The sequence below is a fragment of the Nonomuraea sp. NPDC049695 genome, assembly GCF_040674955.1.
Lineage (GTDB): Bacteria > Actinomycetota > Actinomycetes > Streptosporangiales > Streptosporangiaceae > Nonomuraea > Nonomuraea helvata.
In genome coordinates this window covers 12,952-36,380 of the sequence record NZ_JBFANV010000073.1, presented here as the reverse complement: position 1 = coordinate 36,380, position 23,429 = coordinate 12,952, and the positions used below count along the sequence as shown (strand labels likewise).

Sequence of the window (23,429 nt, the reverse complement as noted above, 5' to 3'; positions counted from 1 at the left end):
GACTCAACTTCGATCACCTTTGATCGGTACTATGAGTCCAGCAAGGAGGACTATGACGAACACAGCGATCGGCTCGGCGGTCAGAACGGCAGGGCCGCTGCTCACCGCCTGGGGCGCCGCGGCGTCGCCGGCAGGCCTGGCCGGCTTGTTGGTGTCGCCCGACCTGGCGCTGCCGGTGCCCGTCGCCGGGGCTGATGTCTGGGAGCGCGCCGCCGATCGCCTCGCCGCCGTCCGCGAGCAGGCGGAGGCGGAGCGGGACACGCCGTGGCCGCGACCGTTGGCGTCACGGTACGCGCGGTTCTTCCGCGACGGGAACCGCACGGAGTACGAGAGCCAGGTGCGAGAGCGCCAGGCCCGGCTCACCCGGGCAGTGCTCATGGCGGCGGTGAGCGGGCAGGACGCGTGGCTGGACGAGGCCGCCGACGGCATCGTCCTGCTGTGCGAGCAGAGCTCGTGGTGCTGGCCCGCGCACGAGGAGACCTGCCGGCCCCGTGGGACGGTGCTGCCCGACGTGACCTCGCCCTGCCTCGACCTGGGCGCCGCCGACGTGGCCGCACAGCTGGCCTGGGCGGATCACGTTCTGGGCGCGTGGCTGGACAGGCGCTTCCCCGGACTGCGGGAACGGGTGCGCCAGGAGACGCGCGTGCGGGTGCTCGACCCGTTCGTCCAGCGCGACGACTGGCATTGGCTGGGCCTCGACGGGGACGTGCACAACTGGTGTCCGTGGATCTGCGGCAACGTGCTCGTCGCCGCGCTGCGCCTTACGGAGCCGGGCGACCTGCGGGCTCTCCAGGTCTCCCTGGCGGTGGCGGGCGTCGATCGCTATCTCGCGGCCCTGCCGGACGACGGTTCCGTCGATGAGGGCTACGAGTACTGGTGGAACGGGGCGTGCCGCGCGCTCGAGGCGCTCGACGTCCTGGAGCACGCGACCTCGGGGGCACTGGACGCCGCGGTGGTCCCGGTGGTGCGCGAGACGGTCCGTTTCCCGCACCGCATGCATCTGGGCGGGCCCTGGTACCTCAACCTCGCCGACTCGCGGGCCCGCCCTCCCGGTGACCTGCCGTGGCATGTGCCGTACCGGTGGGCCAGGAGGCTCGGCGAGCACGACGCGGCACGGCATGCGGCCTCCCAGCGCCCGGCCACCGTTCCCGACGAGCTCGGGCGGGCGCTGCGGCAGCTCGCCGACACCGGACGGCAGGACGCCGCGCCGCCCCTGATCGCCGGCGTCTGGCTGCCGGGGACGCAGGTCGGCCTCGCCAGGACGACCGGTGGGACGGCGCACGGACTCGCGCTCGCGGTCAAGGGCGGGCACAACGGGGAGCACCACAACCACAACGATGTGGGCTCCGTCGTCGTCGCGCTGGACGGCGTGCCCGTGCTCGCCGACCCGGGCAGGCCGACGTACACGGCGCAGACCTTCGGTCCCGAGCGCTACTCGATCTGGACGATGCAGAGCGACTGGCACAACGTTCCCGAGGTGCGCGGCACGCCGCAGGGGCCGGGCGAGCGGTACGCGGCCAGGCACGCCGAGGTGGTGGACGGGCCTGACCGTTTCGAGGTACGGCTGGATCTGGCGGCCGCCTACCCGGTGCCCGAGCTGGAACGGTGGTGGCGCAGGGCCGCCCTCGACCGGGCAGGGGCGCGCGTGACGATCGAGGACGCCTGGAGCTTCACCGGCGACGGCGGCGCGAGCGTCCTGCACTTCGTGCTGGCCGGGCAGGTCGAGCAGCCGGCTCCTGGGCGGGTCGTGGTCCGGCCGCCGGACGGCGCACGGGCCGCGGTCGTCAGCTGGGACCCTGACGGCGCGACAGCCGCGCTGACCGTCCGTACGCTGGATGATCCCATGCTCACCGAGGTGTGGGGCGAGCGCCTGACCCGGCTGGAGCTGCGGCTGCCCGGCACGGCGCGCGGCGCGTTCGAAGTGCGGGTGGAGGTGGGGAAATGACGGTGTCAGACTCGCCGGGCCAGCTGCCGGACGAGCGCCGCGCCCAGATGGTGGAGCTGCTCCGCCGCCGCGGCGTCGTCCGCGTCCACGAGCTGGCGGCCGAGCTGGACGTCTCGGCCATCACCATCCGCCGCGACATCGCGTTGCTGTCCTCGCAGGGTGTCATCCGCCGGGTCCGCGGTGGCGCCGCGCTGCACGGCCGGCCGCTCGCCCAGACCCTCCCGAGCGTCGAGACGGAGGCGCGGACAGGGGAGGAGCCGCCGCCCCAGCCCGCATCCGCGGAGGAACGGCAGGTCACGATCGGGATGGTCGTGCCGTCGCTGACCTACTACTACCCTGACGTGATCAAGGGCGTCCGTGAGGCCGCGGCGGAGTACGGCGCGCGCATCGTGCTGCGCGGCGGCGGCTACCAGGCCGCCGACGAGCGCCGCCAGCTGTCCCGGATGCTGGAGACGGCGGGCGTGGACGGACTGCTGGTGACGCCGACCACCACGGGCGAGGAGGGAGAGGCGCTGGTGCGCTGGCTGCAGGACGCCGACGTGCCCGTGGTTCTCATCGAGCGGGCGGCCACCGTGGGCCCCTACCACGAGGCGATGGAGTCGGTGGTCAGCGACCACGCCTTCGGAGCCGCCATGGCCGTGCGGCATCTCGTCGCGCTCGGCCACCAGCGCGTCGGGCTGGTCACCACCCAGCAGAGCCCGACTGCCCCGCACGTGCGGCGCGGCTGGCGTCAGGCGTGCGAGGAGCTCGCACTCCGGCTCGACGGCACCCCGGACCTGAGCACGGTCGATCAGCTGCATCCCGAATGGCCGGCCACGCTCGATCGGGTTCTCGACGAGTGCCTCGCCTCGGGGACGACGGCGCTGCTCGTCCACTCGGACCCGGAGGCGATCAGCCTGGTCGAACGCTGCCAGGAACGCGGCCTCCAGGTGCCCCGCGACCTCGCCGTGGTGGCCTACGACGACGAGGTGGCCGAGCTGTGCGACCCGCCGCTGACCGCGGTCCGCCCGCCCAAGACGGCCATCGGGCAGGCGGCTTTCGCCCTGCTCGCGGCCCGTCTGGCGGACGAGGATCCGCAGCGCCCCGCCCACCGCGTCGTCATCGAGCCGCGCCTGATCGTCCGGGCGTCCTCGTCGAGCCGCGCCTGATCGGGCCGGCCTTGATCGGGCCGGGCTTGATGATCAGGCCCGGCCGGTCACGCTCGACGGTGTGATCAGGCCCGGCTAATCGTGCCGAGGTCGTCCTCCGTCCCGTCCGGCCAGGTCACGCGGGCGGCCGCCGCGCCGTACCAGGAGACGGAGGGCGGGCTGCCCGGTTCCTGCCCGCCGAGGTGGACCGCCACCTCGTACCAGGCGCCCGGCAGGGCGGGCGCGCTGGTCGCGCACCACGGGACGAGCGTCCACGGGCCCAGCGGCGAGGAGTCCGCGGCGGAGATCACGCCGGACAGGTCCAGCCCCGCTCCGGCGACGACGCTCGAGTACGCGGTGCCGTTCGACACGCTCGGCTCCTGTCCGCGGGCGGCTTCCGCGGCCGCCACGGGCCAGCCGCCGATGCGCAGCGCGCCTGGGGCGGGGCGCGGTCCGGCAGCACCGCCTGGCGAATCCGGGGCGGAAAGCGGTAGGCCGTCGGTCCGCACCAGGCGCAGCTCCCAGGCGCCCCGCACGGCCGAGACCACCTCGATCCACGGCCCCAGACGCACCGTCCCCGGCAGGCCGTAACCGTGGTCCTGGCCGTCGGTCTCGACGTCCACCCAGTGGGCCTGCCAGCGCGAGGCCCCCACCAGCGTCCCGGACGGAAGGCGGTCGAGCCGCAGCGTCTCGAACCCCGTCCGGTGGCTCGGCCGCCCGCCCGCGTCGAGGATGGTCACCGACTGGTCCAGCGGCTCGGCGGCGTGCTCCCCGGCCAGCACGGGAGAGGTCGCGGTCGAGTATCCCAGCCGCGCGTACAGGGGTGAGTCGGTACGGTTCGTCCCTGGAGTGGAGTGGTCAGTGCCGTGGTTGACCACGCGCACGACGCCGTCGGCGCGAGTGCCGCTGACCAGCCAGCCCGGCGCGGGCACCGCGAGATGGAAGTCGCCCGTCTCGACCGGCAGCGGCTCCTCGACGGCCGTCCACACCGGGTGGTCGGCGGGCAGGGAGAGCCCGAAGAAGCCCTTCGCCGCCCAGTACGGCGAGCCGGGCCCCGAATACGACTGGGCGATCGGCCGCCAGGCCCCGTGCCACCCGAGCGTCAGGACGCCGTCCTCGTCCGGAGCCCCGCGCTCGGTGAAATGGCGGACGATTCCCGAGGCGGCGCGGCGCAGCAGCCCCGGGCCCGGTGTCGCCGTGCCCGAGCGCGCGCCCACCCAGAACTGCGTGGCCGCGGCGAACCGGTAGGTGAGGCTGCGCCCCTGGATCAGGGGCGACCCGTCGGCGCCGACGAGGTGCACCGCGTCGTTGAGGTAGCGTTCGAGCCGCTCCAGGTACACCGGCCGCCGCGAGTCCGCCGCCGGGTCGCCCGCGGCCATCTCGCTCCACATCAGCGGGTAGAACTGCAACGCCCATCCCGAGTAGTGGTCATAGGAGCGCTCCGCGCCGTCGGCGTACCAGCCGTTCCGGCGGGCGAAGCCGTCGAGGAGCGCGAGCCCGTCCTCGATGTCCTTGCGCTCGTAGGGGCCGCCGACCGAGGCGAGGAACTGCTCGACGACGATCTGGAACCAGATCCAGTTGATCGGCGGATAGTCGGAGCCGACCGCGGGCGCGAGATAGTCGACGACCCGCTCCCGCACACCGGCGTCGAGCCGGTCCCACAGCCACGGCCGCGTCAGGTGGAGCACCAGGGCGATGGACGCGGCCTCGACCTTGGCCTGGCCGTGCTCGTCCAGCCGCACCCAGCGCTCCGGCGAGCGGGGATCGGTCCCGGCGGCGAGCCCCTCGGCGTACCACTCCATCAGCCCCAGCGGATCGCGCCCGCCCTCGCCCGCCACCCTGAACCCGGCGGCCAGGAACGTGCGCGCGAAGCCCTCCAGCCCGTCGACGTCGGGCCCGTACCCGCCCGGCGGGCCGGGGAACGAGACACGCGCGTGCGTTTCCGAGGCGTAACGCCGCGCCGACAGCAGCAGGTGATCGGCGAGGGTCGCCCAGTGGTCCCGCGTCCATCCCGTGTACGGAGACAACCGCAGGTCGTCGAAGTCCCTGAGCGAGCGCATCAGCCCTCCTGATCGGAAATGTGTGCCCCGGAGTCAACGCGAACGCTTCCTCCCACGTCAAGGGCGCTTGGCGACCACCGTACATTATCGATCAATATCGATCAGATTACGTGATCAACTAGCGGTAACAGAGTATTGACGTGATTGGAATGATCAGACATGATCGGCGGCACTGGTAAGCGCTTGCCGCCGAAAGGACCCAGGTGAGAGACGTACGACCGCAGGCCCTGCTGGTCATGGATCCTTCGAAGTTCGCCGTGCAGTTCCAGGAGCCGCAGCTGCGCCGGTTGCAGGACCTCGTCGAGCTCGCCGATCCGATCATGACCGGCGACCTGGACGCGGCGCACGTGCGGCGGCGGCTGCGCGAGGTCGAGGTACTGGTGACCTCGTGGGGCTGCCCCCCGCTGACGGCCGAGCGGCTCGCCGACGCGCCTCGGTTGCGGGCGATCTTCCACTGCGCCGGCACGGTGCGCACGTTCGTCACCGACGAGGTCTTTCGCCGGGGCATCCTCGTCACCAACGCCGCCGACGAGAACGCGATCCCGGTGGCCGAGTTCACCCTCGCCGCGATCATCTTCGCGGGCAAGAAGGCGCCGTTCCTCGCCCAGGACGCGCGCCGCCACCGCGATGACTGGTCCTACCTGTCACACCGGGGGGAGCTGACGAACCGCGGGCGCACGATCGGCGTCGTCGGCTTCTCCCGCACGGGGCGCCGGGTCGTCGAACGGCTGCGCAGCCTGGAGGCGGACGTCCTGATCGCCGACCCCTACGCCGATCCTGCCGAGGTGAGCGCGGCGGGCGGCCACCTGGTCGGGCTGGACGAGCTGCTGCGGCGCTGCGACATACTCACGCTGCACGTCCCGGCGCTGCCGTCCACCCGCCATCTCATCGGGGCGCGGGAACTGGCCCTGCTGCGCGACGGGGCGACCGTGATCAACACCGCGCGCGGTGCCGTGGTGGACACCGCCGCCCTGGAACGCGAGTGCGTCATGGGACGGCTCGACGCGATCCTCGACGTCACCGAGCCGGAGCCGCTGCCGGCCACCTCGCCACTGTACGACCTGCCCAACGTCATGATCACCCCCCACGTCGCCGGGTCTCTGGGATCGGAGACCCGGCGGATGAGTGAGAGCGCGCTCGACGAGCTCGAACGCTACCTGTCGGGCGAGCCGCCCCGCGCGGCCGTGACAGCCGACGACTTCTTGGTAAGCGCCTGAGCCCTGAGACCGGCTCAACGGAAAGGAGACCGGATCAATGATCCTTTCGTACGCGTCGGGAAGAGCCCGAGAGCGCCGTCATCTGATCAAGAGCATCGCCGTCGCGGCCGCGCTCACCCTCGCGGCCACCGCCTGCGGCTCCGGCGGCCAGGCGAGCGGCAGCGGGGACGGAGGCAACACGCTGACCGTCTCGGTCTGGAACATGGCCAAGACCCCCGAGTTCAAGGCGCTGTTCGACGCCTTCCAGGCGGCGAACCCCGGCGTCAAGATCCAGCCGGTGGACATCCTCGCCGACGACTACGCCGACAAGGTCACCACCATGCTCGCCGGCGGTGACTCGACCGACGTGATCACGATGAAGAACGTCACGGACTACTCGCGTTACTCCAGCCGCGGCCAGCTCACCGACATCACCGACCTGGTGAAGTCGGGCGACACCTCGAAGCTGGCCGGGCTCGACGCCTACAACGTCAAGAACGCGTACTTCGCGATCCCGTACCGGCAGGACTTCTGGCTCCTCTACTACAACAAGGCGTACTTCGACAAGGCGGGCGTCAAGATGCCCGAGAGCCTCACCTGGGACGAGTACGCCAAGCTCGCCCAGCAGCTCACCAAGGAGGAGGGCGGCAAGAAGGTCTACGGCACCTACCACCACACCTGGCGGTCGGTGGTGCAGGCCATCTCGGCGGCGCAGACCGGCGGCGACCAGCTGGGCGGCGACTACGGCTTCTTTACCGATCAGTACAACCTGGCGCTCGGGCTGCAGAAGTCCGGCGCCACCCTCGACTTCGGCACCGCCACCGCTCAGAAGTCGGACTACAAGACGATGTTCGAGACGGGCGCGACGGCCATGCTGCCCATGGGCACCTGGTACATCGCCTCGATCCTGGCGCAGAAGGAGAAGGGCGCCACCGACGTCGACTGGGCGCTGGCCCCGATGCCGCAGCGGCCTGGCGCCACAGGGGTGACGACGTTCGGCTCGCCGACCGCCTTCGCCGTCAACAAGCGCGCCAAGAACGCCGACCTCGCCAAGAAGTTCGTGCAGTTCGCCGCGGGCAAGGCGGGTGCCGACGCGATCGCCAAGATCGGCGTGGTGCCCGCGCTGCAGAGCCCGGAGATCACCAGTGCCTACTTCGGGATCAAGGGCATGCCGACGGACGAGTTGTCGAAGAAGGCGTTCCAGCCGGACAAGGTCGTCCTCGAGATGCCGGTCAGCGAGCACACCTCCGACGTCGACACGATCCTCAAGGAGGAGCACGAGCTGATCATGGTCGGCGACAAGACGGTGGCCGACGGCATCAAGTCGATGAACGAGCGCGTCAAGAACGAAGTCCTGAACTAGGGAACGGCGGCGGCCGCGGAGACCTCCGGGGCCGCCGCTTCCCTGGAGGAATCCCATGACTCACGTCATCACGCAACCGGCCCCGTCATCAGCAGGGCCCCGCTCCAAGCGCGCCTGGCGCCCCATCCTCGTCGGGTGGAGCTTCATCCTGCCGAACTTCGTCGGTTTCGCACTGTTCACGCTCATCCCGATGCTCGCGGCGTTCGCGCTGGCGTTCCTGGACTGGGACTCCTACAGCACGCCCGAGTGGGTCGGGCTGAAGAACTTCCAGCGCCTGCTCTCCGACGAGAACTTCCACGTCGCGCTCCGCAACACGCTGTTCTACGCCGCCGGCCACATCCCGCTGACGCTGATCGTCGCGCTCGGCCTGGCGATCGCGCTCAACAGGAAGATCCGCGGCGTGCAGTTCTTCCGCACCGCGGCGTTCTTCCCGTACATCACCTCGCTGGTCGCCGTCGCCGTCGTGTGGAACATGCTGTTCAACCCGACGGTGGGACCCATCAACCAGGCACTCGAAGCGATCGGCATCGCCCACCCGCCCCGGTGGGTGGCCAGCACCGACTGGGCGATGCCCGCGGTGATCGTCACCAGCGTGTGGCGGGACATGGGGTACTACATGGTGCTCTACCTGGCCGGCCTGCAGACGATCCCGAACGAGTACTACGAGGCCGCCCGGGTGGACGGGGCGAACGCCTGGCAGCGCTTCTGGGGCGTCACCCTGCCGTGCCTGCGGCCGACGACGTTCTTCGTCCTCGTCATGCTGACGATCCAGAGTTTCAAGGTCCTCGACCTCATCGTCGTCATGACCGACGGCGGCCCCGGGCGCAGCACGCTGGTCCTGGCCCAGCTCGTCTACCGGGAGGGCATCACCGAGGGGCACTTCGGCTACTCCTCGGCGATCGCTCTGGTGCTCTTCGTCATCGTGCTCACCGTGACCGTCGTCCAGTTCCGCCTCAACGAACGGAGGAGCGCCTGATGGCCACGCTGCATGATGCTCCACCGGCCACCGCCGGTCCGCCCCGCGACGTGCCCGCGGGCGCGGGCCGCCAGGGGCGCGGCCTCGTCCGCAAGGTGCTGGCCTACACCGTGCTCGTCGTCGTGGCGGCGCTGGTGCTGGTGCCGTTCGCGTGGATGCTCTCGTCCTCGCTGAAGCGCGACAACGAGGTCTTCACCATCCCCATCGAGTGGATCCCGCGCGAGTTCCGCTGGTCGAACTTCGTCGAGATCTGGGAACGCATCCCGCTGCTGACCTACCTGGGCAACTCGGCGTTCCTGTCCGTCACCATCACGCTGCTGCAGCTGCTCACCGGGAGTTTCGCGGCCTACGGGTTCTCCAAAGTGCGCTTCCCCGGGCGCGACGCGCTGTTCCTGGCCTACATCGGCACCATCGCCGTGCCGTGGCAGGCGTACATGGTGCCGCAGTACATCATGATGCAGCGCGCGGAGCTGACGAACACCTACTGGTCGATCATCCTGCTGCAGGCCTTCGGGGCCTTCGGCGTGTTCCTCATGCGCCAGTACTACATGTCGATCCCGGACGAGCTCTGCGAGGCCGCGCGGATCGACGGGCTGAGCGAGTACGGCATCTATCGGCGGATCATGCTCCCGCTGTCCAAGCCGGCGCTCGCCAGCCTGGCCCTGCTGACCTTCGTCAACACCTGGAACGACTACATGGGGCCGTTCATCTACCTGACCAGCAACGAGCTGTGGACCGTGCAGCTCGGCCTGCGCTCGTTCATCGGGCAGTACGACGCCGAGTACGCCATGATGATGACCGGCGCGGCGCTGTCGATCCTGCCGATCCTGGCCATCTTCCTGTTCGGGCAGCGGTACTTCATCCGCGGCATCGCGACCAGCGGGCTCAAGGGATGAGGGCCCTGCTCAGGCCCGCGCGGCAGGAGACCTACGAGAAGGTCTTCCGCGCCGTGCACACCGGGCTCGTGACCAACGTCCTGCTGGCCGTCGCGTGCGCCCCGCTCCTCGCGGCGCTCGCGATCGTCAGGGACCCGCTGGCGTCGTGGCCGTTCTTCGCCGTGCTGTCGTCTCTGTGCGCGCCCGCGCTGACCGGGGCGTTCCGGTGCTTCGCCGAGCTGGGCGAGGGCTCCGCGGCCGTGTTCCGTCCGTTCTGGGACGGCTACCGCCGGGCCGCCGGGCGATCGCTGATCGTCTGGGCGGTCGGCGCCGCCGCCGTGAGCGTGCTGGCCGTGGACGCCGTCGCCGTCTCGCGCACCGCATGGGGTCCCGCGCTCGCGCCGTTCTTCGCGACCGCGGCGGCGCTGGTCGTGGCGGCGGTCGTCGCCACCCTGGCGCTGCTCGCGGAGCAGCGGGACGGTTCCGTACGGCTGCGTGACCTCGTCCGGCCCTGCCTCTACCTGGTGGCGCGGCGCTGGTACCTGGCCGCGGCCAACGTCGTCGTGCTGGGGCTGGCCGTGGCGGTCATCCTGCTCAAGCCGGTGATCGGGGTGCTCCTCCTGTGCTCGCCCCTGCTCTACCTGGTGTGGGCCACGACCCGGTTCGTCCTCGCGCCGGTCCTGCCGTCCGGCACGGCCGCCCGTACCTGACGCCGTGCCGTCACTCGAGGAGCGGCGCGGTCAGGAGCGCCTCCGGCGTCCCGATGGCGGTGAACAGCTCGTGAGCCTGCCGCCAGCTCCTTCGCGCGCTCTGCGGATCGCCGGCCAGTTGCCGGGCGTGGCCCAGGATCAGCAGCGCGCGAGCCTGTTCCAGGCGCTGCCCTGATCGGGCGGCCAGGTTCGCCGCCTGCTGGGCGGCCCGGACGCTCACGCCGCCCGAGCCCTCCGCCAGGTGGACCGCCGCCAGCAGGGCATGGAGCCGCGGCACGTCCAGCGGGCTGTGCTTCTCGCTCAAGGACAGGGAATGGCCGGCAAGCTCGTGCGCCTTGCCGAAGTTCCGTACGAGATATTCGGCGCGGGCGAGGCCGAGCAGGACCTGGCCGGTGCTCATGCCGGACTCCTCGGCGAACAGGCGGGCGGTGCCGAGATGTCCGAAGGCGCTGTCCACCCGGCCGAGCCGCAGGTGCGCTTCCGCGAGGCCGAGCAGGGAGGCCAGCTGGGAGTCGTGGTTCTCGACCGCCGCGGCGATGTCGAGAGCGGTGGTGAAAGCGGAGATCGCCTGCTCGTGACGGCCCGCGTCGCAGTGCACCATGCCGGCCGTCTCATGGGCGACGCCCTCCGCGTAGCGCAGGCCCGCCGCACGCGACACGGCCAGCGCCTCCTCCAGGGCCTCCATCGCCTCCGCGAACCTCGCCTGCTGCTGGCGGACCAGGCCGAGGTTGACCAGGGTCAGCGCCTGAATGTGCCGGTCGCCCGACTCGCGGGCAAGGGGGAGAACGGCGTGCAGGCACTCCTCGGCCTGCTCCAGCCGCGCGAGCAGGATGTAGGCGGAGGCCAGGTTGCCGAGCCCCCGCACCTCCCCGTGCGCGTTGCCCGACGCGCGATGCAGCGCCACCGCCCGCCGGTAGTGCGGGATCGCGCGGTCCGGCTGTCCCAGCCGTTTGAGCGTCACCCCGCAGGCCAGCAGCGCCATCGCCTCGCCCTGCTCCCAGCCGGCCTGGCGGCTCAGGGTCAGCGCACGCTCGCTCTCCCACAAGGCCGACTTCAGATCGGCCATGCGCCATCGCGTCGTGCCGAGGACCAGGTGCATCGCGGCCTGCCCCCGGAGGTCCTGCTCCTGCTGAGCGGCCTCCAGCCCGATCCCGGCGACCCGCAGCCGCTCCCCGAGCGCCGCCTGGTGATGGAGCAGCTCCTGAGCGGCCTCGACCAGCAGCCAGGCGTACTGCCGCGGACCGTGCGTGGCCGCGTGGGACACGGCGGCGGCCAGGTTCTGCCATTCGCCGTCGAACCAGGCGGCGGCCTCGGCCGGGTCGCCGAACGACCGGCCCTCGCCACGGGGCACCTGCGGGGTCTGGAAGCCGCACGCCTCGGTGGCCGCGACGAGGAGGTGCAGGTAGTGGTCGAGCAGGCGCCGCACGGCGGCCGCGCGCTCGGCGGGCGCGTCGAGCTCGCGGCTGCGCTGTCCGGCGTACTCCAGGACGAGATCGTGAGCGGCGAACCGGCCGGGGCCGGACTCCTCGACCAGGTGGATCCGCGCCACCGTGCCCAGCAGCTCTTCCGCCCTGGCCTCGCTCGTTCCCGCCAGCGCGGCCGCCGCGGCGACGGAGACGCCGGTGCCGGGCACCAGCCCGAGGAGCCGGAACATCCGCTGGGCGTCCGCGGGAAGCGCCTCGTTCGACGCGTCGAGCGCCGCCCGGAGGGCCACGTTCTCGTCGCCGTCCACGCGCAGCCCTGTCATGCGGCCCCGCGCCGTCAGCCGGTGGACGCAGTCACCCACCGTCCGATGGCCGTACTCCCCGATCCAGGAGCCGGCGATGGAGAGCGCGAGCGGGAGCCGGCCGCACAGCCGTACGAGCTCGGCCGCGGCGTCCGGATCGCGGCGTGCCCTGGCCGGCCCCACCGCCTCGTCGAGCAGGCGCAGCGCCTCGTCATCGTCGAGCACGTCGAGAGCGACGCGCTCGACGCCGTCCACGGCCACCAGCCCGCTGAGGCGGTCGCGGCTGGTGATGACGATCCGGCAGCCGGGCGGAGCGGCCAGCAGCTCGCGGACCTGCCGCGGATCCGCGACGTCGTCCAGGACGACGAGCACCCGCCGGTCCGCGAGGTGCGTCCGGTAGAGCGCTATCTGCGCGTCCACGTCGACCGGGATGTCCGCGGGCGTCAGCCCGAGTCCCTGCAGGAGCAGCGTCAGCGCTTCGGGCAGGGATCTCGGGCCTGCCGGGCCGAAACCGCGCATGTCGATGAAGAGCTGCCCGTCGGGAAAGCGCCCGGCGGCGCGGTGCGCCCAATGGACCACCAGCGCCGTCTTGCCCACCCCGGCGGGGCCGACGACGGCCACCCGATGGGACGCGTCGAGTCGTCGCAGCGCCTCCGCACGGCCGACGAAACGGGTCAGACCGTGCGGCACCTGATGCGGCGTCTGGACCTTCCGCGGGCGGACCTCGTCCTTCAGCAACCGCTGATGGAGGTCGCGGAGCTCGCGGCCCGGCTCGACGCCCAGCTCGCGGACGAGCCGGCTGTGGAGATCGCGGTACACCGCCAGCGCCTCGGGCAGCCGGTCGCCGAGGTGGAGCGCCCGCATGAGCAGCCTGTGCGGTCGCTCGCGCAACGGCTGCTCCGAGACCAGCCTGCGCAGCTCGGCGACGACGTCCTCGCCGTGGCCCTGCTCCAGCAGGAGCTCGGCCCGCCGCTCGGCCGCTTCGACCCGCAGCTCCGCGAGCCTGCTCCGCTCGGTCTGGGCGGCGAGACCCGTCAGGTCGGGGAAGGGCTCGCCCCGCCACATCGCCAGCGCCCTGTCGTAGCTCGGCAGAGCCTCCGCGCCGGCGCGGCGCGCACCCTCGACCAGGGCGGTGAACTCCGCGAGGTCCAGCTCGCCCGGACCGACCCTGGCCAGGTAACCGGGGCTGCGGGTGAGGATGACCGACGGTCCCAGGGGGCCCAGAGCGCGCCGTACCTCGGCGACCAGCGCGCGGATCCGCGGCCCGGAGGACGGCGGGAGGCGCTCGCCCCACAGCCACGTGGCCAGGCGCTCCACGGGCACGACGCGCCCGGGTTCGAGCAGCAGCGTCGCCAGCAGCGTCCGCTGCCTGCCGGTCAGGTGCACCGCCTGGCCGTCGACCGAGACCTCCATGGGACCAAGAAGGAGATACCGGATATCGGACGCAGGCACGCTTTCGACCGTAGCACCAAGATCCATGCAGCATCCATGCGAGAGCCGTGCGGGCCGGTGCGAAGGTGTTCGTCGACGGCACGCGAGCGAGGAACCATCGATGAGACCACAGCTCAAAGGACTCTCCTGGGAACGGGCAGGCGACCGGCTGCGCCTGGTCTACGATCCACGCGACCAGTTCCTCCTGGCCGACCCCGACGGCTCGGTGGAGAAACTGCTGACCCTCCTCGACGAGGGCGGCCGGACAGTCGAGGAGCTCGCCGACGTCCTGGCGGCCGACGTGGCCGACGTGCGGGCCGCGGTCGAGGCGCTGGACGCCCACGGGCTGGTCGAGGACGGCGATCGCCTCGGCGGGCTCGACCCGGACGAAGCCGAGAGGCACTTCAGCAACCTGGCCTTCTTCGAGTCGTTCGCCACGCTCGACCGCAGCCGTGAGGACCTGCGGCGGCGGCTGCGCGCATCACACGTGCTGGTGCTCGGCACCGGCGGCCTGAACTCCACCGTCATCCCGCACCTGGCCGGCCTCGGCGTCGGCAGGCTGACCCTCCTCGACCGCGATCAGGTGGACCCGCGGAACTTCGCCAGGCAGTACCTGTACCGCTGGGACGACCTCGGCGCGCGGAAGGTGACCCGCGCCGCCGAGTGGGTGCGGGCGTTCGACCCCGCCATCGAGGTGGACACCATCGACACCTCGATCGACGGGCCCGACGGGCTCGCCGAGCTCGTCGGCCGGACCCGGCCCGACGTGGTGGCCGCCGGCATCGACCAGCCGGGCGACGTGGACCTGTGGGTCAACCAGGCCTGCGTACGACACGGCGTGCCCTTCGTCCGCGGCGGATTCCTCGTCACCACCGGAGCGGTGTGGTCCGTCGATCCGGGCATCAGCGCCTGCCGCGCGTGCATACCCGCGGATCCCGTCGATGTCACGGCGTACACCGATCCGGACGAGAAGACCCTCAACGCGATCTCCGCGATGCGCCTGCACCTGAGCCGGCCGCAGCACAACCGGGGCATCGGCCCGGTCGTCGGCCTGCTCGGCTCCTATGCCGCCTTCGAAGTGCTCCGCTACCTGACCCGTTTCGAGCCACCGGCACACGCCGGTCGGCCACTCGTCCTCGATTTCGCCAACGGCTGCCTGGCGAATCACCCCGACGAGTGGCAGCGCAATCCAGCCTGCGCGGTATGCGGGGGGAGGTGACCATGGTGAAGATCGAGATCGTGCGAGTCGAGAGCACCCGTCTGACGGGCAACGTGTGCATGGGCACCTGAGAAACCGGCAGGTGGGGCCCGGGGGGGCGGGGGCCCCCCCCCGGGGGGCCCCCCCCCCCCCACGCCGCCCCCGATCGGTCGTACGGTAGTGGAGTGAACGCACGTCAGAGCCAGCTCGTCATCGACTGCGCAGCCCCAGCCCGGCTGGCCGCGTTCTGGGCCGCCGTCCTGGGCGGGACAGCAGTGGATCGTGATCCCGGGTGGTCTTCGGCCGATTTCCCGACAGGGCTACGGCTGGCTTTTCAGAAGGTCCCGGAGCCCAAGTCGGGCAAGAATCGCTTGCACCTGGATGTCGCCGTGGATGACATCGAGGCGGCGGTACGGCTCGCCTGCGAGCTCGGCGCCGAGACAACGGACGGGCTGCGGCGCGACGCGGTCGGCGCGTTCCAGGTGATGGCCGATCCGGAAGGCAACGAGTTCTGCTTCGTCTCCCCCTGAATCAAGCCACCCGGCCATCGCCCGCTGTGGCCGCCCGGCCAGCCGTACGGCACGCAACGGCCACGACAGCGCGCCACGGTAGGGAAGGACGAGACGAACATATCGCCATTGTTCGTCGGCACCCACAGATGTGCCCGGCCGTTGAAGGAGACGCGAAAGCGCTCCTCAACGGCCGAGCACGGCCGAGCATCGAATGATCCACTAACTGCAGTGTTCGAACCCGCTGGTGTACGAGCTGCTGCCGACCGAGCCGCCCCACTTGACGCACTGCCCGGCGGCGTCACGCTTGACAGGCCCCGCGTAGTAGTCGTAGCTGCCCGAGTCGGTCGTCCTGCTCTCCCCTTCCGGCTCGAGGAAGGCCGACACCGGCGACGCCGAGCCGAGGCTCGTGGTCTTCAGCGTCACGACGCAGTTGTAGCCGTTGCCGGAGTTGTAGAGCAGGTAGGCGCGGCCACCGGTGAGGGCGGCCGAGTCGATGACCGAGTAGCCGCTGCCGCAGACGCCCTCAGGGGTGTAGGGGTTGCCGCTGCAGGCGTTGGTGCTCTTGATGGCCGTCTTCTGGCCCAAGGACACGGTCACGCCCTCCACGGTCGGGCTGGTGTCGACCGTACCGGCGGAGTTCCGCTGTTCGTAGTGGAGGTGCGGGGCGTTCGAGCCGCCCGTCGAGCCGACCGTTCCGATCGCGGTGCCCTGGCTGACGGTCATCGAGCCGCCGGCCGCCTTCACCATGGTCGCGAGGTGGGCGTAGCGGGTCCTGGTGCCGTCGCTGTGCCGGATCTCAATCCACTTGCCGTAGCTCGTGTTGCCCAAGTCGTAGAAGTACGCGGTGCCCGCGGCGGTGGCACGTACGGTCTCGCCGTCGATGTCATCGCCCCCGTAGTCCTGCCAGTCGATGGCGCCCGACGGGCTGTGGTCGGGGAGCCAGTTGTTGGCATAGAACGTCTTGCCGCAGTTGAAGGGGCTCTTGTGAGACACAGCCAGGACGCCGGCATCCTGCGCTGAGGCCGCCTGGGGGATCAGCGCCGCCGCGAAGGTGACCAGCAGGGCAGTGATCGTGGTTCGGAGGGTCTTAGGCCAGGTCGGCCTGCCGATTGTGGGCATGCTCACCTCTCTGAAGGTGCGTATGGGGGGATACGCGTTCCTCGATGTCGATGAGCTCGTGGCGAGGCGGCATCGTGATCAGTGTCGGTGGGAGGGGAGGGCCGTCGTCAGGAGCGTTTCGACATCTCGCCGCCCAAGAGATTGGACGGGTCGATCATGAACATAGCCCTGAAGGTTCTCTTCATCAATCTCTATGAATGTGAAATTTTGTGGCTTTCGTGCGCGGCGCCCATCCCCCGGCGGCACGCTCACGAGCGTCTGGCGACCCTCGCGAGCGTGCCGGGTTCACCCGCTATTGAGCGGCGCCCACCTCGACGCTCTGGCTCAGCGCGTCCTGGAAATTCTGGTCGCCTGCGAAGCGCGCCCGCCAATGGCCCGCCGCCGGCTCGGAGACGGAGCCGGAGAAGGCGAGGTGGCCCGACACCGCGACCTCAGCCGCCTGCCGTACCGCTGTGAAGTCGGCGAAGGAGGAGGGGTGGGCGACGGTGAACGCGACGGTGGTGGTCACGTTCGCCTTGAAGGGATCCTCGCTGTAGTACGCGACGTTGATGGTCCCTGTGGTGTACGGCACGAACTTCAGGCTGTAGCGGCCTTCGGCGTCGGTGGTGACGGACCTCGGTGCGTCGTTGGTGTTCTCGACCCAGACGTTGAGCGTGGTGTCGGCGAGCGGCCGCCATCCTGCGAGCGAGCGCCACCTGGCCAGGCCGGAGACGGTGAGCGGGTCTCCGGCGTTGATGCGGGCAGGGTCGACGTGGACCTGCACCTGGGTGGCCGACTCCGTGGCCTTGACGATCAGTTTGTCGGACGTGCCGCTCAGGTACCAAAGGTGGTCGTTGCTGTAGGGGTAGGTCGCGGTGAACTCAGCGCCCATCTTGAGGGTGAGCGAGTGCCGGAACCTGCCCTTGGCGTCGGTCGTGAGGTCGGCGTGGTCGAAGCCGGCGTACCCGCCCTGCTTGTCGAGGTAGTTGATGCTCAACGAGATGGGGAAGCCTTGCCCGAGCGGTTTCCGCACGCCGCTTCCGGGCCGGATCCCATAGGCGCGGCCCCTGACGGTGACGTTGCGGTGGGCGTAGTCGATGGTGGTGCGGCTGGGAATGAGCGGGTCGAAGACGGTCCGCACCATGTAGCTGAGCCGGCCGGTGCGTTCGGCGGTGATGTGGGCGCCTTGGGCGTCGGTGGCCTCCACGTCGATGCGGTAGGAGCCGAGCTCGGTGAGCTGGACACGGGACCGGGTGGTCCAGATACCGCTGGTAGGGGTGCCCGAGGTGAGGGCGAAGTCGTCGACGGTGGCCAGCTTCTCGCCGGCGGCGGAGACGACATGGGCCTTCAGCGTGGCGATCGGCTGCTCGGAGGTGGTGGACGGCGATGATGCGTCGCATGGACCCCTGCTGATGATGTTGCAGCTTTCCGGCATTGCCGGCAAGAGAAAGGGCGGCGGCATATCAGAACGTTTTCCACAGCGCCTCGGCGGCCATGGCGACCAGCATCACCCCCACCGATACGACGCCGACCACCAGGAATGGAGCGTGTTTGGCGTCCGTGCTCCGGAACATCGCATATTCCTGCACGAATCTGGAGCAGACCGTGGCGCAGCCGACAGCGGCCGTCACGGCCACGCCGGCAGTGCTCGTCCCCCCGAGCATGTCGGCGAACACGAAGAAATAGAGAAGCTCGAAGACGGCCAGCGTGACCGCCGTCACCGGGCCCCATTCGCGCCACACCGTCCTGCGCTCCGCGCCGGCCGGATGCGCCATACGCGGCCGCTGCCGTCCGGTCAGGCGCCGCCGTATTTCCGGAGCCACGGAATCGAATCTGCCCGCCTGTCGCCGGGCGCTTTTCCGCAGCCGTCGCTCGATGGCTCTGCTCGTGCCCATAATCACCTTTCCCCCGGGGCTCGTGCTAACCAGGAAACGAATTCGCTGATAGCCGAGTTCCGCTGTGGACGCGGCGAATTCGCTTCCGGGTCGGTGCGTGAAATGATCAGGTGCCGAGGGAGGGGAGTCGTCATGGGAAATGTGCTGGTGACCGGAGCGACCGGCGGGATCGGGGTGGCGCTGGTCGGCGCGCTGGTGGAGGCCGGGCATGACGTGACCGCCGTGGGGCGGGGTGTCGGGCGGCTGGACGTGAGAGGGATCGAGGCGGATCTCGCCGAGCCAGGAACGCTGGCCTCCGCCGTGGAGAAGCTGGAGGAGGCGGGCCGATTGGCGGATGTGCAGGCGCTGGTGCACTGCGCGGGGATCTCCCCGGTCGCGGCGGTCGCCGACGCCGACCCGGAGACGTGGCGGCGGACGCTGGCGGTGAACGTGGGTTCCGCCGCCGAGCTGGTACGGCTGACTCTCCCCGCGTTACGGCGTTCCCGCGGCCATGTGATCTTTGTCAACGCCGCGCCCGGGATGAGCGGAGTGCCCCGCTGGTCGGCGTTCGTCGCCAGCAAAGCGGCGCTGCGGGAGCTGGCCGATTCGCTGCGCGAGGAGGAGGCGGTCTTCGGGGTGCGCGTCACCACGGTCTATCCCGGCGCGACCGCGACCGAGCTGTTGGGCGAGGTCAGGAGCGCTTTCGGCCGGCCGCACGATCCCGAGAAGTGCATCCGGCCGGAAACGCTCGCCGAGATGATCTGCTGGGTGCTGAGCGCACCCACCGACGCCTACCCTTGCGAGCTGTCCGTCCTGCCGTCCCCGGGCTGAGCCCGCCCGGTCATGGGGCTGACCACCTCAAGAGAGCGCTCTCTTGACACCGGTGCTGATGCTGCCGCAAGGTTTCGGTAAAACTGCATCCGTGGATCCGATGAGGTGACACGCATGGTCCGCACCCCCCGTTCCAGACCCTTGCCCGCCATCGGTGCCGCTCTCGTCGCGTTGATCGCGCTGCTCGTCCCCATGACGGGCGCCGCGAACGCCGCCCCCGCCCCCGGTCCGCTCGTCTGGTCCGACGAGTTCAACGGATCCGCCGGCGCCGCCGTCGACCAGTCGAAATGGCGCTTCGACATCGGCGGCAGCGGCTGGGGCAACAATGAGCAGCAGTACTACACCAACAGCACCCGCAACGCCGCCATGGACGGTGCCGGCAACCTGGTGATCACCGCGCGCCGGGAGAACCCGTCCAACTACCAGTGCCACTACGGCACCTGCCAGTACACCTCCGCCCGCCTGCTCACCGCGGCCACCTTCACCCGGGCGTACGGGCGGTTCGAGGCACGCATGAAGCTGCCGCGCGGCCAGGGCATCTGGCCGGCCTTCTGGATGCTCGGCGACGACATCGGGTCGGTCCAGTGGCCCAACAGCGGCGAGATCGACATCATGGAGAACATCGGCCGCGAGCCCAGCACCGTCCACGGCACCATCCACGGCCCCGGTTACTCCGGCTCCGGAGGCATCGGCGCCCCGTACTCGATCAACGGCGCGTTCGCCGACGCGTTCCACACCTTCGCCGTGGACTGGTCCCCGAACCTCATCATCTGGTACGTCGACGGCGTCGAGTACCAGCGCCGGACGCCGGGCGACCTCGGCGGCAACCGCTGGGTCTTCGACCACCCGTTCTTCATGATCATGAACGTGGCGGTCGGCGGGTACTGGCCCGGCTACCCCGACGCCTCCACCACCTTCCCGCAGGCCCTGACCGTCGACTACGTGCGCGTCTACGCCCCGCCCACCGGCGGCTCGGGCGGCGGCCAGATCACCGGCATCGGCGGCAAGTGCGTGGACGTGGCCGGTGCGGGCACCGCCAACGGCACAGCCATCCAGCTCTGGGACTGCAACGGCAGCGCCGCCCAGAGCTGGACGTGGAACGGCGACGGCTCGGTGCGCGCGCTCGGCAAGTGCATGGACGTCACCGGCGGCTCCACGGCCAACGGCGCGCAGGTGCAGTTGTACGACTGCAACGGCACGGGCGCCCAGAAATGGACCTACGACTCAGGCGCCGGCCAGATGGTCAACCCCCAGGCCGGCAAGTGCCTTGACGCGACCGGCGTCAGCTCGGCCAACGGCACGCGGCTGCAGATCTGAGACTGCGCGGGCAGCGCCAACCAGCGATGGACGCGCGCCTGACACTCCGCCGTTCACCGCCAAGCTGAAGGGCTCCTTCCGGTGGGAAGGAGCCCTTCAAGCCGCGGCGGCGGCCGGCGCGGTGCGAGCGCGGGGCGGCGCAGGTGTGGACGCGGTGGAGGCAGCACGCGACCCGAGCACTGCGAGGGAGAGGAACAGTGATTCGGGTCATCGCACCGCCTGGTGACGTGCCCGGCGGAGCCGTCCCAGGGATCAGACGGGGTGGCCGGACTCGGCACCGCGGCCCCGGCGGGGCGCCGCTTCCTAGCCCTTGCTCCAGATCGCCGCGATGGTGTCGCCGTTGGTGTCCAGGACCTCGGGCTTGTATCCCAGCGCCTTCATCTCGGTCGCCTTGAGCGTGTACGTCACGCGGGACAGCTTCAGGTATTCCTTCAGGCCGGTCGCGCTGCCCTTGCTCCACACGGTGGTGTAGAGGTTGCCGGGCTCGATGGACATGAGAACGGGCTGCAGGCCCTGCTTCGTCTTGGCCAGCAGCTCCTGGCCGCGCTGCTCGACGGTCTGGCCGGTGGTCACCTGGACGGCGCCCGCGACGCCCCCGACGGCCCAGACGGCCGCGTAGAGGGGCTTCTCGGCCGTGCCGTACACGTCCAGCGAGGCCAGGGTGTAACCGGCGGCGGCGAGCTTGGTGTTGAGGGTGACGAAGGCGTCCTTGGTCAGGTCGAGCTTCGACTGGACCTTCTCGGTGGCCTTCTCGAAGACCGCGGCGAAGACCGCGCCCGGTCCCGAACCGGTGCCGGAAATGAGCGTCGGCACGTAGCCGAGCTTCAGCTGGTCAGTGATGCGCTGCTGCAGGCTGGTCGCCGACAGGCCCTGCAGGACGTTCACCTTGCGGGTGGTGTCCTTGACCCAGACGGACGTGTACTGCGGGTTGGCCGCGTTGGTCACGCTCAACACCTCGGGCACGTAGCCGGTGCTCAGCAACGACTTGACCTTCGTCAGCCAATCGGTGGCGCCGAGAGCCGGAAGGGAGAGCCAGTCCAGCGGGCTGTTCTGGACGGTCTGAGTGGTGGTCGTGGTGCGCTGATCGGCGATCGCTGGGGACGCGAGAGCCAGCATGGGAGCGGCGGCCGCCGCCACTGCAGTCGTGAGGGCGACGATCCTCGGGGTCCGCATGATCCTCCTAGGTAAGGGTTGTCCCAATCCCGGACGAGGAGCGACCATAACAAAGAATGAGGGAGAGTTCACCAGCAGTCACCATAATTACCACAAATCACGTCAGAAAGCTGGAGGCCCAGGAGTCAACTTCAGCCCCAAAGCGAGTCATCATCACGTTTGCCCAGGTCTGGTCTCGCGAGGCCGGACCGCGTGCCACTGCCGGGGGTTGACCAAGATCATCAAGCGGTCCCCACGGTCAGATGCCAAGCCCGCGATCGCGCCCGGCCAACTCACCCCCAAATCGTCCGAAAACCTCGCATTTCGGCCTACGAAGTGAGCTTCGCCCGCAGGTCGTCAGAGAGATTGCCGCCCGTGATGATCGTGGCAAGGGGCGCGTCGGCGAACTCGTGCTGGAGCGCCGCCGCGATGCCCACCGCGCCCGAAGGCTCGACGAGCAGCCCCAGCGTGTCGCGTACGACGACGAGCGCCTCGCGGATCGCCTCCTCCGACACCAGGACGACGTCGTCCACGTACTCCCGCATCCAGTCGACGGCCACCGGCACCGGCACCCGGACGGCGATGCCGTCGGCCGCTGTCGCCGCCTGCGGGGACGACACCGGCCTGCCCTCGCGCCAGCTGTGCGCCATCGCCGGGGCTCCGGCCGCGCACACCCCCACGATCCGGGTGTGCGGCGAGCGTGCCTTCATCCAGCACCCGATGCCACTGATCAGCGCCCCGTTACCGACGGGGACGAGCATCGTGCCGACATCCATGGGCGCCAGCTCCACGGCGATGGTGCCGGCGCCTTCGGCGATGCGCGGCTCGTGGCCGTCCTCGACGAACAGACACTCGGGATGCCGCTCGACGTACGCGCGCGCCTCGGCCTTGGCCTCGTCGAAATCGGCCCCGGTCAGCTCGACCCGCGCCCCCAGCTCCCGCATCGCGGCCACCTTCGCCTGGTTGGCGCTGGTCGCCGCGAAGACCGTCACCGCTGTCCCGCGCGCCCTGGCCGCATAGGCGACGGCCTGGCCGAAGTTGCCCGCCGACGCGCACACCACCTGCCGGTCGGCGGGCACGCCCCGCATGAAGTGGTCGGCACCACGGCCCTTGAACGAGCCGATCGGGTTGAGCGTCTCCACCTTGATCAGCGTGTCGCGCCCCAGCCGTCGGGAGAGCCCGGTGTGCACGAATTGGGGAGTGTGGAGGAAGGCGGGATCGATGAGCTCGCTGGCCCACTCGATGCTCTCGAGCGACAGGCGGGGGGTCGGCATGCGATCATCGTATACGATGAGCGGGATGAGATCTCCAGACCTCGCGCCGCAGGCGATCCAGCGCAACGAGCCGTTGCGCGAAGCGGTGTATGCCCGGATCGTCGACTCCCTCCTGTCCGGGCACTACCCGCCGGGGGCGTCGATCACGGAGGCCGCGCTGAGCCGCGCGCTGCAGGTGTCCCGCACCCCGATCCGCGAGGCCCTGCTCAGGCTGGAGTCGGAGGGGGTGCTGTCGTCGGCCCTGGCCAGGGGCTTCACCGTCCGGTCGCTGGACCGCCGGGAGGTCGCCGAGCTCTACCCCATCCTGGGCGCGCTCGAAGGGCTCGCCCTCCGCACCGCGCACGCGCCGGACGCGGCGGCGATGGCCACCCTGCACCGCACGCTCGACGAGTTGGAGGGCTGCGACGACGCGGTGCGACGCTGGCGGCTCGACACCCTCTGGCACGGCACACTCGTGGCCGCGTCGGGCAGCCGGCACCTCATGTCGCTCACCACCCGGCTCCGCGTCAACCTCTCCCGCTACGAGCTGGCCTACATGCGTGAGACCCGCTCCCGCGATCGGGCCGACCAGCAGCACCGCGAGCTGCTCGCCGCGGTCATCGCCCGCGACTTCCCCCGCGCGGCGGATGTGGTCGAAGAGCATTGGCGCCAGGGCATGGAGGTCGTCCTCGCCTGGCTCGACCAGGAGTAGTCGCCCGGCTCGTTCATCGTATACACATACGCCGATCAGCCGAGAGCTGAAGAACGAAGCCCGGCCTGACGGC

Annotated in this window: 19 protein-coding genes; 12 read left to right on the top strand and 7 right to left on the bottom strand. The window is 70.5% G+C overall.

The genetic code is table 11. The features are described 5' to 3' along the window. Positions 1-52: 52 nt before the first annotated feature. Together AB0J64_RS42315 and AB0J64_RS42310 are read left to right on the top strand one after the other, a co-directional pair. Positions 53-1,945: a heparinase II/III family protein gene (locus tag AB0J64_RS42315; RefSeq protein WP_364040863.1), complete on the top strand. Its 1,893-nt coding sequence runs from the start codon at positions 53-55 to the stop codon at positions 1,943-1,945. Continuing rightward, positions 1,942-3,093, top strand: a complete 1,152-nt coding sequence (locus AB0J64_RS42310) for a substrate-binding domain-containing protein (RefSeq protein ID WP_364040860.1) — start codon at positions 1,942-1,944, stop codon at positions 3,091-3,093. The genes AB0J64_RS42315 and AB0J64_RS42310 overlap by 4 nt, the downstream gene beginning before the upstream one ends. 65 nt (positions 3,094-3,158) lie before the next feature. Here the strand turns inward: AB0J64_RS42310 and AB0J64_RS42305 are convergent, their stop codons facing one another. Next, positions 3,159-5,132, bottom strand: a complete 1,974-nt coding sequence (locus AB0J64_RS42305) for a DUF2264 domain-containing protein (RefSeq protein WP_364040857.1) — start codon at positions 5,130-5,132, stop codon at positions 3,159-3,161. 203 nt (positions 5,133-5,335) lie between these two features. Here AB0J64_RS42305 and AB0J64_RS42300 point away from each other — a divergent pair, with 203 nt between their 5' ends. From AB0J64_RS42300 to AB0J64_RS42280, 5 genes are read left to right on the top strand one after another with little or no spacing between them, the layout of a single operon-like run. Continuing rightward, the gene (locus AB0J64_RS42300) at positions 5,336-6,349 is read left to right on the top strand and encodes a hydroxyacid dehydrogenase (protein WP_364040854.1); all 1,014 of its coding nucleotides are present in this window, start codon (positions 5,336-5,338) and stop codon (positions 6,347-6,349) included. A gap of 37 nt (positions 6,350-6,386) precedes the next feature. Continuing rightward, complete coding sequence (locus AB0J64_RS42295) at positions 6,387-7,691, top strand: sugar ABC transporter substrate-binding protein (RefSeq protein ID WP_364040851.1); 1,305 nt, start codon at positions 6,387-6,389, stop codon at positions 7,689-7,691. A gap of 55 nt (positions 7,692-7,746) precedes the next feature. Beyond that, positions 7,747-8,667 carry a sugar ABC transporter permease gene (locus AB0J64_RS42290; RefSeq protein WP_364040848.1) on the top strand — a complete coding sequence of 307 codons (921 nt, stop codon included), beginning with the start codon at positions 7,747-7,749 and terminating at the stop codon, positions 8,665-8,667. Next, positions 8,667-9,563: a carbohydrate ABC transporter permease gene (locus AB0J64_RS42285; RefSeq protein ID WP_364040845.1), complete on the top strand. Its 897-nt coding sequence runs from the start codon at positions 8,667-8,669 to the stop codon at positions 9,561-9,563. The genes AB0J64_RS42290 and AB0J64_RS42285 overlap by 1 nt, the downstream gene beginning before the upstream one ends. Further along, entirely contained in the window at positions 9,560-10,252 is a 693-nt protein-coding gene (locus tag AB0J64_RS42280; protein WP_364040842.1) for a hypothetical protein, read from the top strand. Before AB0J64_RS42285 ends, AB0J64_RS42280 begins: the two co-directional genes overlap by 4 nt. Positions 10,253-10,262: 10 nt before the next feature. Here the strand turns inward: AB0J64_RS42280 and AB0J64_RS42275 are convergent, their stop codons facing one another. Beyond that, positions 10,263-13,430, bottom strand: coding sequence for a BTAD domain-containing putative transcriptional regulator (locus AB0J64_RS42275; protein WP_364040839.1), 3,168 nt, complete (start codon positions 13,428-13,430; stop codon positions 10,263-10,265). Positions 13,431-13,530: 100 nt separating this feature from the next. Between AB0J64_RS42275 and AB0J64_RS42270 the strand changes: the two genes are divergently transcribed. Continuing rightward, positions 13,531-14,628, top strand: a complete 1,098-nt coding sequence (locus tag AB0J64_RS42270) for a ThiF family adenylyltransferase (RefSeq protein ID WP_364040836.1) — start codon at positions 13,531-13,533, stop codon at positions 14,626-14,628. A gap of 164 nt (positions 14,629-14,792) precedes the next feature. Further along, on the top strand, positions 14,793-15,137 hold the full coding sequence (locus AB0J64_RS42265; protein ID WP_364040833.1) for a VOC family protein: 345 nt from the start codon (positions 14,793-14,795) through the stop codon (positions 15,135-15,137). A gap of 201 nt (positions 15,138-15,338) precedes the next feature. Here AB0J64_RS42265 and AB0J64_RS42260 read toward each other — a convergent pair whose 3' ends face one another. From AB0J64_RS42260 to AB0J64_RS42250, 3 genes are all read right to left on the bottom strand, one after another. Continuing rightward, the gene (locus AB0J64_RS42260; protein WP_364040896.1) at positions 15,339-16,238 is read right to left on the bottom strand and encodes a M23 family metallopeptidase; all 900 of its coding nucleotides are present in this window, start codon (positions 16,236-16,238) and stop codon (positions 15,339-15,341) included. Positions 16,239-16,530: 292 nt separating this feature from the next. Then, positions 16,531-17,652, bottom strand: coding sequence for a hypothetical protein (locus tag AB0J64_RS42255; protein ID WP_364040830.1), 1,122 nt, complete (start codon positions 17,650-17,652; stop codon positions 16,531-16,533). A gap of 28 nt (positions 17,653-17,680) precedes the next feature. Beyond that, the gene (locus AB0J64_RS42250; protein WP_364040827.1) at positions 17,681-18,112 is read right to left on the bottom strand and encodes a hypothetical protein; all 432 of its coding nucleotides are present in this window, start codon (positions 18,110-18,112) and stop codon (positions 17,681-17,683) included. Positions 18,113-18,244: 132 nt separating this feature from the next. On the opposite strand from AB0J64_RS42250, the gene AB0J64_RS42245 reads away from it, so the two are divergent. Then, entirely contained in the window at positions 18,245-18,922 is a 678-nt protein-coding gene (locus AB0J64_RS42245) for an SDR family NAD(P)-dependent oxidoreductase (RefSeq protein ID WP_364040824.1), read from the top strand. A gap of 114 nt (positions 18,923-19,036) precedes the next feature. Next, positions 19,037-20,239: a family 16 glycosylhydrolase gene (locus AB0J64_RS42240; protein WP_364040821.1), complete on the top strand. Its 1,203-nt coding sequence runs from the start codon at positions 19,037-19,039 to the stop codon at positions 20,237-20,239. 303 nt (positions 20,240-20,542) lie between these two features. On the opposite strand, the gene AB0J64_RS42235 is transcribed toward AB0J64_RS42240, so the two are convergent. Together AB0J64_RS42235 and AB0J64_RS42230 are read right to left on the bottom strand one after the other, a co-directional pair. Then, positions 20,543-21,412, bottom strand: coding sequence for a hypothetical protein (locus AB0J64_RS42235; RefSeq protein ID WP_364040818.1), 870 nt, complete (start codon positions 21,410-21,412; stop codon positions 20,543-20,545). A 308-nt stretch (positions 21,413-21,720) separates the two neighbouring features. After that, complete coding sequence (locus AB0J64_RS42230) at positions 21,721-22,665, bottom strand: pyridoxal-phosphate dependent enzyme (protein WP_364040815.1); 945 nt, start codon at positions 22,663-22,665, stop codon at positions 21,721-21,723. Between the two features lie 25 nt (positions 22,666-22,690). On the opposite strand from AB0J64_RS42230, the gene AB0J64_RS42225 reads away from it, so the two are divergent. Continuing rightward, positions 22,691-23,356 carry a GntR family transcriptional regulator gene (locus AB0J64_RS42225; protein ID WP_364040812.1) on the top strand — a complete coding sequence of 222 codons (666 nt, stop codon included), beginning with the start codon at positions 22,691-22,693 and terminating at the stop codon, positions 23,354-23,356. Positions 23,357-23,429: the final 73 nt, after the last annotated feature.

What these genes read in the sequence shown, in the direction of transcription:
- AB0J64_RS42315 (WP_364040863.1), top strand. Translation starts at nt 53, where the DNA reads ATGACGAACACAGCGATCGGCTCGGCGGTCAGAACGGCAGGGCCGCTG.
- AB0J64_RS42310 (WP_364040860.1), top strand. Translation starts at nt 1,942, where the DNA reads ATGACGGTGTCAGACTCGCCGGGCCAGCTGCCGGACGAGCGCCGCGCC.
- AB0J64_RS42305 (WP_364040857.1), bottom strand. Translation starts at nt 5,132, where the DNA reads ATGCGCTCGCTCAGGGACTTCGACGACCTGCGGTTGTCTCCGTACACG.
- AB0J64_RS42295 (WP_364040851.1), top strand. Translation starts at nt 6,387, where the DNA reads ATGATCCTTTCGTACGCGTCGGGAAGAGCCCGAGAGCGCCGTCATCTG.
- AB0J64_RS42290 (WP_364040848.1), top strand. Translation starts at nt 7,747, where the DNA reads ATGACTCACGTCATCACGCAACCGGCCCCGTCATCAGCAGGGCCCCGC.
- AB0J64_RS42285 (WP_364040845.1), top strand. Translation starts at nt 8,667, where the DNA reads ATGGCCACGCTGCATGATGCTCCACCGGCCACCGCCGGTCCGCCCCGC.
- AB0J64_RS42280 (WP_364040842.1), top strand. Translation starts at nt 9,560, where the DNA reads ATGAGGGCCCTGCTCAGGCCCGCGCGGCAGGAGACCTACGAGAAGGTC.
- AB0J64_RS42270 (WP_364040836.1), top strand. Translation starts at nt 13,531, where the DNA reads ATGAGACCACAGCTCAAAGGACTCTCCTGGGAACGGGCAGGCGACCGG.
- AB0J64_RS42260 (WP_364040896.1), bottom strand. Translation starts at nt 16,238, where the DNA reads ATGCCCACAATCGGCAGGCCGACCTGGCCTAAGACCCTCCGAACCACG.
- AB0J64_RS42255 (WP_364040830.1), bottom strand. Translation starts at nt 17,652, where the DNA reads ATGCCGGAAAGCTGCAACATCATCAGCAGGGGTCCATGCGACGCATCA.
- AB0J64_RS42250 (WP_364040827.1), bottom strand. Translation starts at nt 18,112, where the DNA reads ATGGGCACGAGCAGAGCCATCGAGCGACGGCTGCGGAAAAGCGCCCGG.
- AB0J64_RS42245 (WP_364040824.1), top strand. Translation starts at nt 18,245, where the DNA reads ATGGGAAATGTGCTGGTGACCGGAGCGACCGGCGGGATCGGGGTGGCG.
- AB0J64_RS42240 (WP_364040821.1), top strand. Translation starts at nt 19,037, where the DNA reads ATGGTCCGCACCCCCCGTTCCAGACCCTTGCCCGCCATCGGTGCCGCT.
- AB0J64_RS42235 (WP_364040818.1), bottom strand. Translation starts at nt 21,412, where the DNA reads ATGCGGACCCCGAGGATCGTCGCCCTCACGACTGCAGTGGCGGCGGCC.
- AB0J64_RS42230 (WP_364040815.1), bottom strand. Translation starts at nt 22,665, where the DNA reads ATGCCGACCCCCCGCCTGTCGCTCGAGAGCATCGAGTGGGCCAGCGAG.
- AB0J64_RS42225 (WP_364040812.1), top strand. Translation starts at nt 22,691, where the DNA reads ATGAGATCTCCAGACCTCGCGCCGCAGGCGATCCAGCGCAACGAGCCG.